The sequence below is a fragment of the Salicola sp. Rm-C-2C1-2 genome (assembly GCF_040196175.1).
GTDB lineage: Bacteria > Pseudomonadota > Gammaproteobacteria > Pseudomonadales > Oleiphilaceae > Halospina.
In genome coordinates, this window is record NZ_JBEFNF010000006.1 from 202688 (window position 1) to 217690 (window position 15003).

13 protein-coding genes and 1 tRNA gene are annotated in these 15003 nt (G+C 59.6%); 8 read left to right on the forward strand and 6 right to left on the reverse strand.

The window, feature by feature from the left end; genetic code table 11:
* The first annotated feature begins 9 nt into the window (after positions 1–9).
* Positions 10–1728, forward strand: coding sequence for an aldehyde dehydrogenase family protein (locus AAF659_RS11660; protein WP_349751929.1), 1719 nt, complete (start codon positions 10–12; stop codon positions 1726–1728).
* A gap of 41 nt (positions 1729–1769) precedes the next feature.
* On the forward strand, positions 1770–2384 hold the full coding sequence (locus AAF659_RS11665; protein WP_349751930.1) for a TetR/AcrR family transcriptional regulator: 615 nt from the start codon (positions 1770–1772) through the stop codon (positions 2382–2384).
* Positions 2385–2401: 17 nt separating this feature from the next.
* Here AAF659_RS11665 and AAF659_RS11670 read toward each other — a convergent pair.
* Positions 2402–2477, reverse strand: a tRNA-Gly gene (locus AAF659_RS11670).
* A 378-nt stretch (positions 2478–2855) separates the two neighbouring features.
* Between AAF659_RS11670 and AAF659_RS11675 the strand changes: the two genes are divergently transcribed.
* The 4 genes from AAF659_RS11675 to AAF659_RS11690 all read left to right on the forward strand — a co-directional run bounded on the left by AAF659_RS11675 (position 2856) and on the right by AAF659_RS11690 (position 4161).
* Complete coding sequence (locus AAF659_RS11675) at positions 2856–3080, forward strand: addiction module protein (RefSeq protein WP_349751931.1); 225 nt, start codon at positions 2856–2858, stop codon at positions 3078–3080.
* Positions 3081–3458: 378 nt separating this feature from the next.
* Complete coding sequence (locus tag AAF659_RS11680) at positions 3459–3779, forward strand: DUF4258 domain-containing protein (RefSeq protein WP_349751932.1); 321 nt, start codon at positions 3459–3461, stop codon at positions 3777–3779.
* A gap of 2 nt (positions 3780–3781) precedes the next feature.
* Positions 3782–4000: a hypothetical protein gene (locus tag AAF659_RS11685; protein WP_095617284.1), complete on the forward strand. Its 219-nt coding sequence runs from the start codon at positions 3782–3784 to the stop codon at positions 3998–4000.
* Between the two features lie 38 nt (positions 4001–4038).
* Entirely contained in the window at positions 4039–4161 is a 123-nt protein-coding gene (locus AAF659_RS11690) for a hypothetical protein (RefSeq protein WP_349751933.1), read from the forward strand.
* A 543-nt stretch (positions 4162–4704) separates the two neighbouring features.
* On the opposite strand, the gene AAF659_RS11695 is transcribed toward AAF659_RS11690, so the two are convergent.
* From AAF659_RS11695 to AAF659_RS11715, 5 genes are all read right to left on the reverse strand, one after another.
* Entirely contained in the window at positions 4705–5724 is a 1020-nt protein-coding gene (locus AAF659_RS11695) for a DUF4340 domain-containing protein (RefSeq protein ID WP_349751934.1), read from the reverse strand.
* 3 nt (positions 5725–5727) lie between these two features.
* Entirely contained in the window at positions 5728–8601 is a 2874-nt protein-coding gene (locus AAF659_RS11700; RefSeq protein WP_349751935.1) for a Gldg family protein, read from the reverse strand.
* Positions 8594–9514, reverse strand: a complete 921-nt coding sequence (locus AAF659_RS11705; protein WP_349751936.1) for an ABC transporter ATP-binding protein — start codon at positions 9512–9514, stop codon at positions 8594–8596. Before AAF659_RS11705 ends, AAF659_RS11700 begins: the two co-directional genes overlap by 8 nt.
* Positions 9515–9697: 183 nt before the next feature.
* Positions 9698–11236, reverse strand: a complete 1539-nt coding sequence (locus AAF659_RS11710) for a S8 family peptidase (protein ID WP_349751937.1) — start codon at positions 11234–11236, stop codon at positions 9698–9700.
* 23 nt (positions 11237–11259) lie between these two features.
* The gene (locus AAF659_RS11715; protein WP_349751938.1) at positions 11260–11958 is read right to left on the reverse strand and encodes a hypothetical protein; all 699 of its coding nucleotides are present in this window, start codon (positions 11956–11958) and stop codon (positions 11260–11262) included.
* Positions 11959–12750: 792 nt separating this feature from the next.
* Between AAF659_RS11715 and AAF659_RS11720 the strand changes: the two genes are divergently transcribed.
* Positions 12751–14109 carry a carboxypeptidase-like regulatory domain-containing protein gene (locus AAF659_RS11720; RefSeq protein ID WP_349751939.1) on the forward strand — a complete coding sequence of 453 codons (1359 nt, stop codon included), beginning with the start codon at positions 12751–12753 and terminating at the stop codon, positions 14107–14109.
* 165 nt (positions 14110–14274) lie between these two features.
* Positions 14275–14949, forward strand: a complete 675-nt coding sequence (locus AAF659_RS11725; RefSeq protein WP_349751940.1) for a hypothetical protein — start codon at positions 14275–14277, stop codon at positions 14947–14949.
* Positions 14950–15003: the final 54 nt, after the last annotated feature.

Genomic DNA, 15003 nt, shown 5'->3' on the forward strand with positions numbered 1-15003 from the left:
ACACCGACCATGACCAACGACAACGCGCACCCCGACTTCGAGGCCCTGCAGTCCCAGCTCGACACGCTCGCCGCCGCGAAGGACCAATGGGCCCGCACGACGCTGGATGAGCGCATCGCCATTCTTGAGTCGGTCAAGGATGCTCTTATGGGCGTCGCCGGTGACTGGGCCCGGCAGGGCGCCAGCGCCAAGGGCCTGTCGGGTTCCCCCCTGGAGGGTGAGGAATGGATGTCCGGCCCCTACGCCCTGATGGGCGCCTGTAACGGCCTGATCGAGACGCTCTCAAAGATGAACGGCAAGTCCTTCCTGCAGGCTATTCCCCTGCGGACACTGCCCAACGGTCAGCTTGCCGCGCGCGTCACGCCCCACAGCATCTGGGACCGGCTCCTGCTCTCCGGCGTCAGCGCCGAGGTCTGGATGCAGGACGGCGTCACCCGGGACAACCTCGCGGCCCATACCGCCACCGCCTACGACACCCCGGCCGGGCAGCGCCAGGGCAGGGTCTCGCTGGTGCTGGGCGCCGGCAACATCGCCGCCATTGCCCCGCTCGACGTCTTCCAGAAGCTGTTCCTGGAACATCAGGTCGTGATCCTCAAGATGAACCCGGTCAACGAGTACCTCGCCGGGGTCCTGGAAACCGCCCTGGCCCCGCTGATCGAACGGGACGCTCTGCGCATCGTGAAAGGCGGCGGGGATGTCGGCGCCTGGCTCACGGAACATGAGCTGGTCGAGGAAATCCACATCACCGGCTCCCAGGCGACCCACGACATGATCATCTGGGGCAAGGGCGAGGAAGGCGAGAAGAACCGTGCCGCCGGCACACCGCGCCTGGACAAGCGCATCACCTCGGAGCTGGGCGCGGTCTGCCCCACCATCGTGGTCCCCGGGAACTGGTCGGAGGCGGACATCCGCTTCCAGGCGGAACAGATCGCCACCCAGAAGCTGCATAACTCCGGCTTCAACTGCGTCGCCTGCCAGGCCCTGCTGATGCCGCGCGGCTGGGACCAGGAAGACGCCCTGATGCGCGAGCTCCGCGACGTCATCAGCCAGTCCGCCCGCCCCACCTACTACCCCGGCACCGAGGACCGTCTGGCGGCGTTCCGGGACCATGCCAGTGAGGTAGACGTTGTCAGCCGTGGGCACGCGCCGGAGCTGCTGATCAACAACCTTGAGGACCACGACCGGTTCCGCTCGAACGAGGTATTCGCCCCGGCCTTCTCCGTGCAGCGCCTGGAGGCCCCGGACGCCGAGCAGTACCTGCGCAACGCCATCGAGTTCGCCAACAACCAGCTCCACGGCACCCTGGGCGCCAACATCGTGATCCACCCGGACACGATCCGCGCCATGGGCCGCGAGCGCTTCGAGGCCCTGCTGGCGGATCTGCACTACGGCACCATCGCCATCAACGCCTGGACGGGCCTGGGCTTTCTCAACACCGTCTGCCCCTGGGGCGCCTTCCCCGGCCACACCCTGGACGACGTCCAGAGCGGCATCGGCTCCGTCCACAACACCTTCATGTTCGACGCGGCCGAACGCTCAGTGGTGGAAGCCCCCTTCCGACCCTTCCCGCGCTCCGTCGCCAACGGCGACTGGAGCCTGCTGCCACGGCCGCCCTGGTTCATCACCAATACCCGTCAGCACAAGCTTGGTGAACTGCTGACCCAGTTCGAGTACAAACCGGCCTGGCACCGGATTCCCGGCATTTTCCTGAACGCGCTGATGGGCTAGGGTTCCGCGCTCCACGTGGATGGTCAGACGAGGTAGTAGGCATGAGCACGGTTGCCCCCGACAAACTGCAGGCACGCGCGGACCGCAAGACGCGCAAGCGCCAGGAGAAGAAGGACCTAATCGCTCGCAGCGCCATGCAGGCCCTCCAGGAGCTGGGGTACGCCAACACCAGCCTGCGCGACATCGCCGCCAGGGCGGACCTGTCACTGGGCATGCTGCACTACTACTTCGAGGACCGGACCCAGCTGATCCTGCACTGCGTCTCGCTCTACAAGGCCGCGTTCATCTCCGGGCTGGAAGAGGCACTCCAGGAAGCCAATGACCGGGAATCGGTCGTCAACGCGCTGGCCAACGCACTCGCAACCTCCATCGTCGAGGACGCATCAACCCACCGGCTGTGGTACGACATCCGCAGCCAAGCCCTGTTCGACCCGGCCTTCCGGCCCATGGTGCGTGAGCTGGAGGCCGCGCTGATCAGCGTGGTTGAAACCGCTGGTAAAAAGACTGGCTCAGCCCGACCCGGCACGGGCGAATTCGGCTACGCACTCATCGACGGCGTCTTCCGCTACCAGATGCAGAACCAGATAACAGGCACACCGAGAGACTACGAGTCACTTGCCAGGGAAATGAAGGCGGTACTGGAAACCCTCTTCTAGAGGGCGGGAAGGGAAACTGGAGCGGGCGACGAGGCTCGAACTCGCGACATTCAGCTTGGGAAGCTGATGCTCTACCAACTGAGCTACGCCCGCGAACGTGGACAGGGAACCACCGCGGGCGGCTTCTGTCAATCGTGCGCCGCGCTGACCCTGCGGTCTGGGAGACTGCAGGGCCAGCGTTCCCACCTCACCCGCAAAACCTCTGAATCCATACAGTCAGTCCCATCGGATGCGTGTAACCGGGAATCCGACGATTCCATGGAACCTCACCACCACATGCGCTAGGCTGCTCTTTTAGAAGAAGTTCAAAATCACCCTGGTCTGCTGGAGAAATGGCGCTATCTGGAATTCACGAATATCAATATCGCTGAGTTCTCGCGATTGCCTGTTAAAGCGACCAGCACTGATGCCGTGGCACTGATCAGGCATTCGTGTCAGAATTTCCCCGTAGACAAAGGAAAGGTTATTCCTATGGATCTACAGAAGATTGAAAACGAAGCTCTGCACCTTTCCAAGGAAGACCGCGCCCAGTTGATTCAGCGACTGGTGCTTAGCCTTGACTCTCCGTCCCCGGAGGAGCTCAGGGCCGAGTGGCTGAGTGAAGCCCAGCTCAGGGCCAAAGAACTGGATGAAGGGACGGCTCAGGCGATCCCTGGAGAACAGGTATTGAGGAAAGCACGAGCACTGGTTAGATGATGTATGATTTTCACCCGGCAGCGGAAGCCGAATTCCTGGAGTCAGTGGGCTATTACGAATCCCGTGTCCCAGGTTTGGGTGACGCCTTTATTGAGGAATTTGAAGCGCTGATAACCCTCGTCTGTGAGACGCCAAAGGCGTGGCAGGTTGAGGCTGAGCCTAATATCCGCAGCGCCCCTCCACCGATTTCCATTGTCGCTGATTTATCTCGAACAAGCGCACATCATACAGATTCTTGCCGTCGCTCATGACCGTCGTCGTCCCCAGTATTGGCTCGGCAGGCTTTAACAAGTGCGTCAATTGGGACGCTCGCAAGCTCGCGCCCATTACGCAGGCGTTATGCAGACATGAAGCTGAGAGTGGTTCGGAGAATTCAGCGTGAGTAATTTGCTGGAGCGGTTGCAGGAACTGGTTGAGAGGGGTGAGGTTCGGGTATCGGAGCACGGGTACGATGAGCTGGCAGATGATGGGGTCACGGCTCGTGAGGCGGTCAGCGGAGTATTCGAGGCAATGGTAGTGGAGGATTATCCGAACTATCCGAAGGGGCCAAGCGTGCTACTGTTACCAAAGGATAGAGGCGGTGCTCCGATACATGTCGTATGGGGGATCCCCAAAGGGTATGACAAACCTGCCGTTTTGGTTACTGCATATAGGCCGGATCCGGCTCGGTGGGATGAAGATTTCATGAGGAGGAAGTAGCCATGGCACAGCGGGTTAAGACAAAGTATGTGCACGAGGGCAAGTATGTTGCTGAGGTAGAAGTAGCACTGATTGAAGACAATACCCAGTGGTCTCCCTACCTCAGCGTCGACGATGCATACAAGCTGGATGATGTACGTGATGCCCTTCGCGAAGGTGATCTCGATGCAGCCGCGCGGTATGGGCGAATTTACGAGATGCGGCCCGTAGCCTCCCAGTAACTGCATAACTTAGCGTTATAACCGACGGATAAAGATCTATGGCCAACGGTCTGCAACAGTTCAAGAATCATCTGAGCTATTCACAGATAGCTGACGAAATGAACACGGCTTGTGAAAATGCCCGCAGGCTGGTTGAGGATGCACAGATTCTCCTCGACTGATCTGCCCCGCTGAAAACGGACACTCGGAACATTCAAGCGAAGCAGCAACGAGCTCTCCGACAACATAAACGACGCCCTCATTCACAGTCGTGATGCTGCCTGCCACGCTTTTCCCAGCAAACACCTCAACGACCTTACGCACATATCGCCGGTCTTTACTCGTGATCTCAACACTTCCTGCCATGCATCACCTCCTTGTAATGGATTGAATAAGGCGGTCGAGCGACCGCTTTTTAGCGTCAATCATCATGAAAAATTGATCACTTTGATTGGCCGATTGCATTATTTGCCGTTCTGTTGCTTGGAGTCAGCGTTGCAAAGGAGTTTCTGCACTTTTCAGTGAGTCAGAAACTGAAGATGAACATCGCTATATTCGTCGTGATGTTGGCGATCCCCTTAACCGTTATGTACCAGCTGAGCCCGGGGGTTTAACCTTCCGTTGAATCAATAAGCGGCGGGTGTCATTAAGGTCACACGCCCGCCGATCCCGGGCATCGAGGACCGGCAGCTGGCGCTGCCGTTTCCCATCTGGTGGCCCTTCCTTCAGTCACCCTCGGCGGACTGACCGTCCTTCGCACTGCTTCCCTGGTCGCCACTGGCGGACGGGGCGAGCAGCGCTTCACTGCCGGCTGACTTCTGGATGCTGTCGAAGACCGGGGTGTTCACGGTGAAGACAGTGTCGTACTGATCCGTGACCAGCAGCGCGTCTTCCCCTTTGTCACCGGCATGGAACCGGTACTCGCGGGGGGCATCGTCGCCGGTTCCGAGGCGGAGGGTCAGGTCGGGCTCGCTGTCCGGCACGCTCCGGTCGCCCGCTGCGCCGGAGATCCTCAGGGCGGCAACGCGGCTGACCAGATCCGCCACCGCCTTCGGGTTCGCCTGGACGGCATTCTCGGTGCCGGAGACCGTCCACTTGCGGTCCGCTCCGTCACCTTCACCGGAACCGCCACCGTTGCTGGCTTCTTCTGGTGCCGCGCGCTCAAGCCGGATGTCGTTGACCTCCAGGGACTGGATCGTCTGCTGGTCCAGGCTCAGCAGGTCCTTGGCCAGCCACTGGTCCGCCTCGAGGGGCATCATGTGCGTGCCCACGCCGACGCGGTAGACGCTGGTCTCCCCCTCGCGGCGGGCGTAAATCTCGCCGGCGCCGGGAGTGTCGCCGAAGAACAGGACCCGCTTGCCGTCAGAGTCCGCCAGCGGCAGCACCAGGCGGCGCTTGTAGTCGTCCTCCGCGACCCGGAAGCGCTGCGCGGCGCCTTCCGAGGTGGCCACCGGCAGCCCGGTACTGGCCTCGCGCAGCCCTTCAAGCAGCCTGGTGACCTGGCTCGTACCGGCCGGCAGGTCATCCAGGGCGGGAATGCGCCATTCCTCTCCTTTCTTTGTGAGCTGGACGCTGCTGCCTTCCGGCCCCTTGAGTTCAAGGCTCGATACGGCCTCGGTGGCCACGTCCAGGAAGGGCCCACTGTTGGCCGCCCCGGTGGTTCCGGTCGCGGGCCAGTAGGCCACCGCCACGGCAACCACCTGAATCACCACGAGCAGGCTGAGAATCCGGATTGCTTTCACCATGGCTTACACCTCCGCCTTGATCGTCCGGTAGAACGCCTCGTCACGCCGCCGCACAAGGCGCCGCCACAACCAGATCACGACGAGCCCGAGGCCACTGAGGGCGTAGTTGCCGTACTCCCAGTAGCGCTTGCTCTGCGGGTCCAGCGGCACCAGCGTGCGGGCCTCGTGGCTGCTGCCACGCAGCGCGAGCAGGGCCGGATCCTCCAGCGACCAGGCCACGGTGTTGCGCAGGAACGTCAGGGGCTTGCTGTAGAGCGAGCCGCCGGTCTGCGACAGCAGCTGGAGCGTGGCGTCCGAGCCGAAGGCGTTGCTGGCCACCAGGACCAGGCTGGCGGATTCAGGGGACTTTTCGATGACCCGCGTGTAGTTGGGCGAGTCGCTGCCCTTCTCCTGGTTCGACTGTTGCTCGGCCTTCTTGTCGCTACTGTCACCCAGCAGGGGCGAGGGCTTACCAGCAAAGAAGGAGTTAAAGCGCCCCTTGATGCTGACCGCCATGGGCTGCGCGCCCGCCTGGTCAGATTGGGCGAAGCCGGTCTCGGGGTAGGTCTGGAAGTCCGGCAGCACCGATGCCTTCTTCTGCAGCCATGTCTGGCTGGAACTGCGCAACAGCTCCGTCACGGTCCGGTCGCTGTTGGCCTCGGAGTCCACCCTGATGGGCGAGGCCCAGGTCATGGTGAGCTGGTTCATCGAGGCCGTTATGGGCGAGTCCGGGTTGAGCTGGTTTCCGCGCAGGTCCGGCGCAAAGGGATAGGGCTGCATCCGGATCTCGCGGAACCGGCGGCCGGAGACCGTCCGGGTGACCGGCAGCGGGACGGTCGCGTTGCGCCCATCCGCCACCAGCCGGTCGCGCACGGTCAGGCCGTGATGCTTCAACCACTGGCTGACGCCGGACTCATGCCGGCTGGCCCGCAGTGAGCGGCCGACCGTCACCTGATAGGGCGAGGTCGCCATCACGACCTTGCCGCCGCGCATCAGGAACTGGTCGATGGCGAACAGCTGCTTGTCGCTCAGGGTCTCCGGGGCCATCACCATCAGCAGGTCCGTCTGTGGCGGCACCCGGCCGTTACTGAGCTGGCTGGTCTCCACCTGCCGTGACTCGGCCAGGGCGTTATTCAGGCGACTGAAACGCGGCCCCCCGGCAGCGGCCCTCCGGCGGCGCCGGCCCTGGTCGTTCGGGGTCACCAGTGTGACCGTCTCCAGGGCACCGGGGGTGAGGCGCTTGAGCGCCGCCTCGATATTACGCCGCAGGGCGGCCTTGGTGAGCTTGTCCGGCAGCGTGACCTCGACCTGCTGGTCGCCACGCTCCAGCAGCAGATGGAACCAGAACGGGTTGGGGTCATTGAGCCCGGCCACCAGGGGTTTCAGGCCCAGTTCGCCGGTGAGGCGGTTCTCGACCTCCGGGTCCGGCGTCACGACATCGGTGGCCAGCCCACCGTTCGATTCCTTACCCAGCGTCTCGAACAGGCCGCCCAGGTTCCCGCGGAGTTTGGCCAGAGGCTCGGGCAACTGATCCGCGGACGAGGCATAGGCGGTCAGCCTGGTATTGCCGTCCAGCCGGGCAAGCAGATTGCCCCCGGCCGCGTACTTGCCGGCCAATTTGCGGATGGCGCGGGTGATCTCGTATTCCGGGTTGTTCAGCGCGACGTCGATCTCGCTGCCCGAACCCCGCTCGACGCGGATCAGGTCCCGGAAGCCGAGGGTTTCATGCTGGTTGCCGTACTCGATCACCACGTTGAAGTAGGCGTTGACCACCGAGGACTCGTAACGACTGCTGGTCTGGAAGGGCACCGGCTCCACGCCGTAACGGCTGGCCGCACGCTTTTCCGCTTCCTTGTTCTCGGTCGGGTCCACCACGCGGACGCGCACCCGCCTGTCGGTCATCACCGCGTATTCGTTCAGCAGGTCCCGCAGCCGTGGCACCAGCGGCGATAGCATGGGATGGGTTTTGCCCGAGAAGTAGGCGCGGATGGTCACCGGCTCCTGAAGGCGTTGCACGCTCTCCAGCGTGGTGGCGGAGAGGGTGTAGCGGTTGCCCTCGGTCAGGTCCAAACGCAGGGTGTTGACCGGCGCCAGCCAGACGTTCACCAGCAGCAGGTTCGCCAGCACCAGCACCGTGGCCGCGCCCCAGAGCCGATGGTTGCGGTTGCGGGGGTTGCCGGCCCAGCGCAGCCGCTCCAGGGACAGGCGGTTGAGGGCCAGGAAGACGCCGGCGATGGTGAGGTAATAGAACAGGTCCCGGATATCGAGCACGCCCCGGGTAATGTCATCAAAGCGGCTGCCGGTGCCGAAGTGTTCCAGCCAGTGCCCGATGCCGTACCCGAACAGGCCGGTGATCACCGGCGCCCCGATGACGTAGAGCACGCCGCAGGTGGCGGTGGTCAGGATGAGAGCGATCACCGCGTTGCTGGTCAGGCTGCTCATGCACAGGCCAATGGCCAGGTAGGCCAGCCCGAGGAAGAGCGTCGCCACATAGCCACCGACCACGGGCCCCCAGTCCAGCGGCCCGAGCAGCGAGACCGTGATCGGCAGGGGCAGCGTCAGGCCAAGGCCCACAATGAGCAGGGCCAGCCCCGCCAGCAGCTTGCCCGCGATCAGGCTGCCGGGGCTGACCGGCACCGTCAGCAGGGTCTGGAGCGTGCCGGAACGGCGTTCCTCGGACCAGCTGCGCATGGTCAGCGCCGCGACCAGGAAGATCAGCAGCAGCGGGAACCATTCGAACAGAGGGCGGAGGTCAGCGGTGTTGCGGGCAAAGAACGCCTCGCCCCAGAAGACGATGAAGTGGACGGCCACCAGGAACACGCCCAGGAGCAGGTAGGCCGCCGGCGAGGCGAAGAAACTGCGGAATTCCTTTCGGCACACCTGGAAGGTCTCACGCATGGGAAGCCTCCTGGATCACACTCTCGAACAGGGTTTCCAGATCCCGCCGACCGGGCTCGACGGCATGCACATTGAAGCCGGCGCCCACCAGGGCGTTGACGGCGGCCGGGACGGCCTCGTCCGTTCCGGAGAGCCGGTAGCGGTGGCCCTGATGATCGGCCTCCATAGCCGTGACCTCCGCCACACCGGCCACGGACTCAAGAACAGCGGCGGCGTTGCCGCTGCCGGAGACCACCACGTCCACGGCCTCGGAGGCGGTCAGGTCCGCCAGCCGTTCGTCCACGGCCAGATTGCCGCTGCGCATGATCAGCACCCGCTCGCAGACGGCCTGCACTTCCTGAAGCACGTGGGTCGAGAGGATGACGGTCGCCTCCCGGGCCAGGTCCCGGATCAGGTCGCGCATCTGGTGGATCTGGGAAGGGTCCAGCCCGTTGGTGGGCTCGTCAAGGATCAGCAGTTCCGGTTCATGGAGCAGCGCCTGGGCCACGCCGACGCGCTGCTGATAGCCCCGGGAGAGGGTATCAATTCGGTCACCAGCTTTTTCGACCAGGTCCGTGCGGCGGATGGCGCCGGCAATCGCCCGGTTGCGTTGCTCCGGGGGGATCCGGCGCAGTTCCGCCATATAGGCGAGGTAATCAATGACCGTCATCTCGGGCCAGAGCGGGCAGTTCTCCGGCAGATAGCCAATGCGCTGCTGGATGGCGGGGGTGTCCTGACCCATGACAAGGTCATCCACCCTGACAGCCCCCGAGGTCGGCTCCAGTGCGCCGGTGATCATCTTCATGATGGTGGTCTTGCCGGCCCCGTTGGGCCCGAGGAGCCCGACCACTTCGCCGCGCTCGATCCGGAACCCCACGTCCCGGACCGCCGTCAGCGCCCCGTACTGTCTTGTCAAGTGCTCGACTTCAATCATCCGGTGGTCTCCCTGTTTCGGAATCGGATAACCTGCTGGCCGGGGAATCGATTCCCGGCGGCCGGATTGCAAAGGAATCAGGGGCGAGGTTTCAAGAGGTATTCAAGAGCTGAAATAGGCAGCCGGGCCCCTGTTGGGTAGGGGCTCGGCTGATAGCCAATCGAAGGTAATGTAAGGGAGTCTTTAAAGCCCGGTCTTTTCCGTCGTGTGGGCCACGGCAGCAGCCTCGGAACAACGGATGGTTGTCCTGACATCGATTGGTTCGATCGGCCCCTGGCAGTCACTGACACCGGGTTTGCAGAGCTGAATTCCGTAGTTCTTGGATGAAGGCTCTGAAAGCTGAAATGCAAAGGTCGCTTCCTTCGATGCCTTCACCAGATTGTCCTGCTCCATCGCCAACGGGTTGTCTGAATCCCCCTTGAAAACCATCATCTCATACCCGTCAGGGATGGAGACTGTTCCCTCGTAAGAGAGCTCGTAGAGTTCACACACCGGAAAGGAAATTGGTGAGTTGTCAGTCCACAGGGCATTGTTACAGCGACTAGGGTCAGCAAGAACTTGCTCGGCAGTAACACCGCCTTCGATCAGTGGACCAAAGGCATTCTCCACCATCAACGGTGCGTTAAGAACACCTGGCCCCAGCGTTTCGCTGGTGTTTGAGAAAGCTGTCGCTGAGGCATTCACCAGATCCCGGTCAACCTGCGGGTCCTCGTTTCCCGTCAAGCTTCGGGTGTAGGCAATAATGCCCGCGACTATCGGGCTGGAAAACGAGGTTCCGGCCCATTCCGCACTCACATAGCTCCCGTTGCTATCCATCCCATCTTCACCAACCACACCCTTTCCTTGAGCAGCGATATCGATAGCGCTGCCGTAATTAGAGAAGTAGGCTTGGTCACCACCTTCGTTGACAGCTGCAGCCGTAATCACGCCATCACAGTTGGCAGGCGACACACCACCAGCATCCTTGCTGCTATTACCCGCGGCGACCACGATCGTGATGCCCAGTGAGTTGGCGTAGTCGATTGCATCCTGAACCTGCACGGGACAATCTTCTCGACCGCCCGAAATACTGATATTGATCACATCCACGGGTTCATCAATGGCCGGATACCCCTGATCAACCTGAGAGGAATGGCGAGCGGCCCAGTTGATCCCCTCTGTTACATCACTCATGAGACCTGAATTATTGCAGCCAAGAACGCGTACGCCGTACAGCTCAACCTCTGCAATACCCGCATGAAGCGTGTTGTTGTCCGCGGTTGCGCCAATAATACTGGTTACAGCCTGACCATGTGTGTTGTCACAGGTCTCGGGGTCGTACTGGCGGAAATCATCGCCAAGTTCGATGCCTTTATCATCATCAATCTCGCTGAGGTTTATACCGCCCTGCCACTCAATGTCCGGGCTGTCGTAGAAACCACCATCAAGCACAGCAACACGCACGGGCTCCTTCGAAAAATCCTCAAAAGCTTCGTGGACTGACTCAATCTCAGAGCGTCCTCGATAGAAATCGGTGAGAACATCCCAATACTGTTGATCCGGATAGCGGGCATCGTTGTAGAGAGTAACGTCCGCTGGCACAACGCCGTTCGCGTTGTCGACGCGCTTGGGCTCCTCTGGGAGCCCCGGGTTACTGACTACGATATCGGAAGCGTTGGCCAGACCTGATCCAAAAGCAACAGCCACAATCAGGATAGCCGCGAAAAAAGCAGATCGATTCACGATAAAACTCCCTTTCAAACCCATCACGAAGAAACCGCCGTTTCGGTATTGCACATAATGTCTCCGGACCCTTGGGCAATCTCCCGCAACCATACGTAGGCGTCAGAGAAGCTGAACGAGCCATTATCGTGTTGCCCAAAATGGGAGTTCCCATAGAACCGGGTATAGCCCCTGGCCTGATCACTGTAGTGAATCCTCGTCATCTTCAGATCCGGCATGAAATCCGAGGCCGAATCCGGGATTTTCTCTACATTGTGCAGATTGATATCGCCCGCGGTTCGCATCTCGGCCTCGAACCGGTCGGTCGCCGACTCAAGCTTCCTGTCGCCGGTCTCGCCATTGCGATACTCCGCCAGGGTGCTTTCAACGTGATCAGCCCGGTTGCGCAACGATTGTTGCCAGGATTCAGACCGGTCATCATAGTCAGTCAGTAGCCGTGTTTTTTCGCTCTCAGTGATATCGCCACGCAGGTAGAGAAGATCAAGGACGTACGCGAAGAAGCGTCGATCCTCGGGAAGTGCGATGACCGTCTCGGTTTGGTGGGTAATCAGCTCTGCTTCACGGATAACGGCCACAGCCGACGTATTGATGACTTCAATCTTCGAGGTCCGAACAAAATCGCCATCCGCCGAAATCGCTTCCAGGGTAAAAGTTACAGGTCGATCGATATCGCCCAGGCTGGTTTCGAAAAGGCCATCCTTAACCCTGGAAATGGAGATCACTTCAACGCCGCCAGGAACTGAAAGCTTATCAGCACCTTCGGCTTTAAGCCTGACGGTGCCCGATTCGTCTAGAGCAAGCGACTCGGAAAGCTCAATGGTTTTCGGTTATGATGAACCAGAGCCCGAACTGTCTCCACCGCCAATGCAGCCCGTCAGAAACAGAGCTACAACCATACTCACAAGAGTTCGTTTGCTGAGTCCCAGGTTCCGGACCGATGAATGCGACATACAACCTCCCTATCGCACTGACTTGTGTAATGACCAGACTAGTCTCCGTGCTGGCCGTATTTCATAGGGAATTATGGAGCCTTTTCCCGTGCACGGCGCGAGAGGACAACAAACCGTTACACAGCGCGGACCACCTGCCTATACCACTCCTCCACGGTCTCCCAAAGTGAGCAGAGTCAATCGACACTCCCTCGCTCATGAAAATCAGACAGTTGCGTGACAAAATCCGTTTCCTGCTCAACCTGGGTTCGTGATTTCTCGCCTTTGTTTCGAGAAAAATCAAATGATTTCACGTGGCCAACATATTTCAGCTGTTAATAACCTGAAACACAAAGAGGCGCTGAAGCTCTCAGAACGGATTCTATACTTGGAGGAACGAACCCGCGTCTATAACGCGTTATTTCAAATGTTCTGGCAAACAAAAGTAAGGGGGATTGCTATGCATACTCGAGTAAATAGCTGTGTTATCGGACAACCTGAATCCCGGAGTGCACGATTTATTGTTTAGCGTGATACAGCGTGTAATCGACGGATCAAGATCCTCGATAAACTAAGGAGTAAAGTATGTTTGGGAAGAAAAAGCCCTTCTTGGTATCAAGTCTATCCATGGTGATAGGAGTTACGGGCTGCATAGACAGCAGTAGTGACAACAACGAACCCGGCGGGCCTGGTGACGAAACATCAAATCAGGCCATTACGGGCACAGCCGCCCAAGGCGCACCCCTTAGGGACGCCACTGTAACAGTGCGCTGTGTCAATGATGACACGGACGAGACGCTCACAGCCGTTACCAACGACGCGGGCGTTTTCAAAACAGATGACGTCGCGGAAAGTTACTTTCCTTGCGGCCTAAAGGCGGATGATCCCGATTCGGAGCAGACTTTTTATAGCTTCGCGCAAGAACCTGGGCAGGCAAACATAACCCCTTACACTGACATGGTGATCGCAGTCGGCGCCTCCAAAGATCCCGTTCAATGGTTCGAAAACCTGAAGCGTGATGGATTCGTTATGGATCAGGCGCGAATTGATAATGCCATGAAGGTTCTGAATGAGGGCCTTAAGGCGCTGGGCCTACCGGTTGACGGCAAGAATCCGATGAAGACCGAATTCGAGATCGGCGATGACTACGATCTGAGTATGGACCGATTTATGGCAGGCGTTTCCAGCACCAGCAACCTTGGGGGGTACGAGGCGCTGAGGCCGCTTCTTAAAGATGGCAACGTCCTTGAAGGCGTTATAGACAACGTGCCTGAACAGGCGCCCGATCAGGACGATAACAATGACACGGCACAAGGCTACGCCCAATGCTGGAACGAAGACTACTTCAGATCAGCGCACACCAGTGAGCTTGAATTCGAGGTCACAAACGACTCAGGGACCTATACAAACACCGTTAAGCGGAGCGTGGAAGAGCGCTCCGGCAATGAGATCGCTATGACGATCGATACAGTCCCAAAAGATTCAACCAGGGCGAGAGTTAAGCAGACTCACATCCTGAACATCAACTACTCTGGTAAGAAAACGAATCTGAAACAATTAACAACCACCACGTTCACGGATCAAGGAGATATTACGACCACTTACGACTATGATCCTGCCTTCACTGAGGATCTGAGCAAGGATAGCGGTGAATCAACTACTAACACTTACACCCAGACGCTTGATGGTGATCCGGATTCTGCTTTTGAAGTCAACACTGAGTACACCTTCACGGGAGTGCGGACAATCAGTATTGAGGGGCTGGGAGAAATCGAGGCATGTCGTGTGGAAAAAGAGATCTCCGGAGAAAATAGTAATACCTCCGGGGTTTTCTGGGTTGGAAAAGGAAACGGCATCGTCGTCCGGGATGAGGTCGAAGGTGGGACCACCGAAGAGCTCAGAGGGGGGACCTTTATAGGTGAGGATGTGGCTAACGTGTTCTGACACATGCTGGAAAATAAAAAGCTCAGGCCATTCAATGGCCTGAGCTGCCCTAACATCTTGGATTCAATGAGGAAGCACGTTCTTTTTACCGCATTGGCTACAAGTTTTTGCTTGGCGGCTGGCACCCAGACAATCCAACCTACTGACCTGAATACAGAGCACTCCATGGCTACTTCAGATTCAGGCTCTCCTCCCACTGAGGCGCCAGTCCGAAACGTCGTCATCTTTGATGTGGATGAGGGAGGATTCGCCACGGCTCGCAGAGCAGACCTTGGCCGCTGGCTTCGCAGGGCTCTCGATGAAACCCTCACCGACGCCGGCCGGACACTTGCAGACCGCAACCTGGCCCAGGTATTGAAGGAGGAGACTGAACGTGCCGAGATGGGTAATGCCGGCACTTACGAAGGCGCCCCCATAGCGGGTTTTGCAGTCCGCACGAAGATTACCCAAGCTGACTTCTCTCAGGAATTCAACCCTGCCTACACCAACTTTGCAGGTTTTGATGTGTCGGCTGAATGCGAATACGCCTCTTGCGTCAAAGTTACAGTCGATGTCTACACAGTGCCGGAGCTCGAACGTGTGAAGGATTTCCGGAACCAGGCTTCGGGTAGCAAATCAGAGGAGGTTGATACTGAAAGCGACTGCCGTGAGATGGATCCGCGTATGCTCCGCAGGACATCCCGGGACGCCATGGCAGGGCTCCGGGAGTCTCTTCAGAACTATTTCGCCTCACCCGGGCACGTGCTGGCGGCCTACGATTGGAACGGCCCTATGCGTCAAGGTAGTTGTCGCCTGATGATTTCAGAGGACAACCATGCCCCATTATTCACCGGAACGTAAGGAAGCCATCCTGCAGAAGATGGCGCCACCGCGCAGCTTGACTGTGGCCGAGTT

Bases quoted from the DNA above. Each gene is read 5' to 3' on its own strand.
- AAF659_RS11660 (WP_349751929.1), top strand. From the start codon at position 10: ATGACCAACGACAACGCGCACCCCGACTTCGAGGCCCTGCAGTCCCAG.
- AAF659_RS11665 (WP_349751930.1), top strand. From the start codon at position 1,770: ATGAGCACGGTTGCCCCCGACAAACTGCAGGCACGCGCGGACCGCAAG.
- AAF659_RS11675 (WP_349751931.1), top strand. From the start codon at position 2,856: ATGGATCTACAGAAGATTGAAAACGAAGCTCTGCACCTTTCCAAGGAA.
- AAF659_RS11685 (WP_095617284.1), top strand. From the start codon at position 3,782: ATGGCACAGCGGGTTAAGACAAAGTATGTGCACGAGGGCAAGTATGTT.
- AAF659_RS11690 (WP_349751933.1), top strand. From the start codon at position 4,039: ATGGCCAACGGTCTGCAACAGTTCAAGAATCATCTGAGCTATTCACAG.
- AAF659_RS11695 (WP_349751934.1), bottom strand. From the start codon at position 5,724: ATGGTGAAAGCAATCCGGATTCTCAGCCTGCTCGTGGTGATTCAGGTG.
- AAF659_RS11700 (WP_349751935.1), bottom strand. From the start codon at position 8,601: ATGCGTGAGACCTTCCAGGTGTGCCGAAAGGAATTCCGCAGTTTCTTC.
- AAF659_RS11705 (WP_349751936.1), bottom strand. From the start codon at position 9,514: ATGATTGAAGTCGAGCACTTGACAAGACAGTACGGGGCGCTGACGGCG.
- AAF659_RS11720 (WP_349751939.1), top strand. From the start codon at position 12,751: ATGTTTGGGAAGAAAAAGCCCTTCTTGGTATCAAGTCTATCCATGGTG.
- AAF659_RS11725 (WP_349751940.1), top strand. From the start codon at position 14,275: ATGGCTACTTCAGATTCAGGCTCTCCTCCCACTGAGGCGCCAGTCCGA.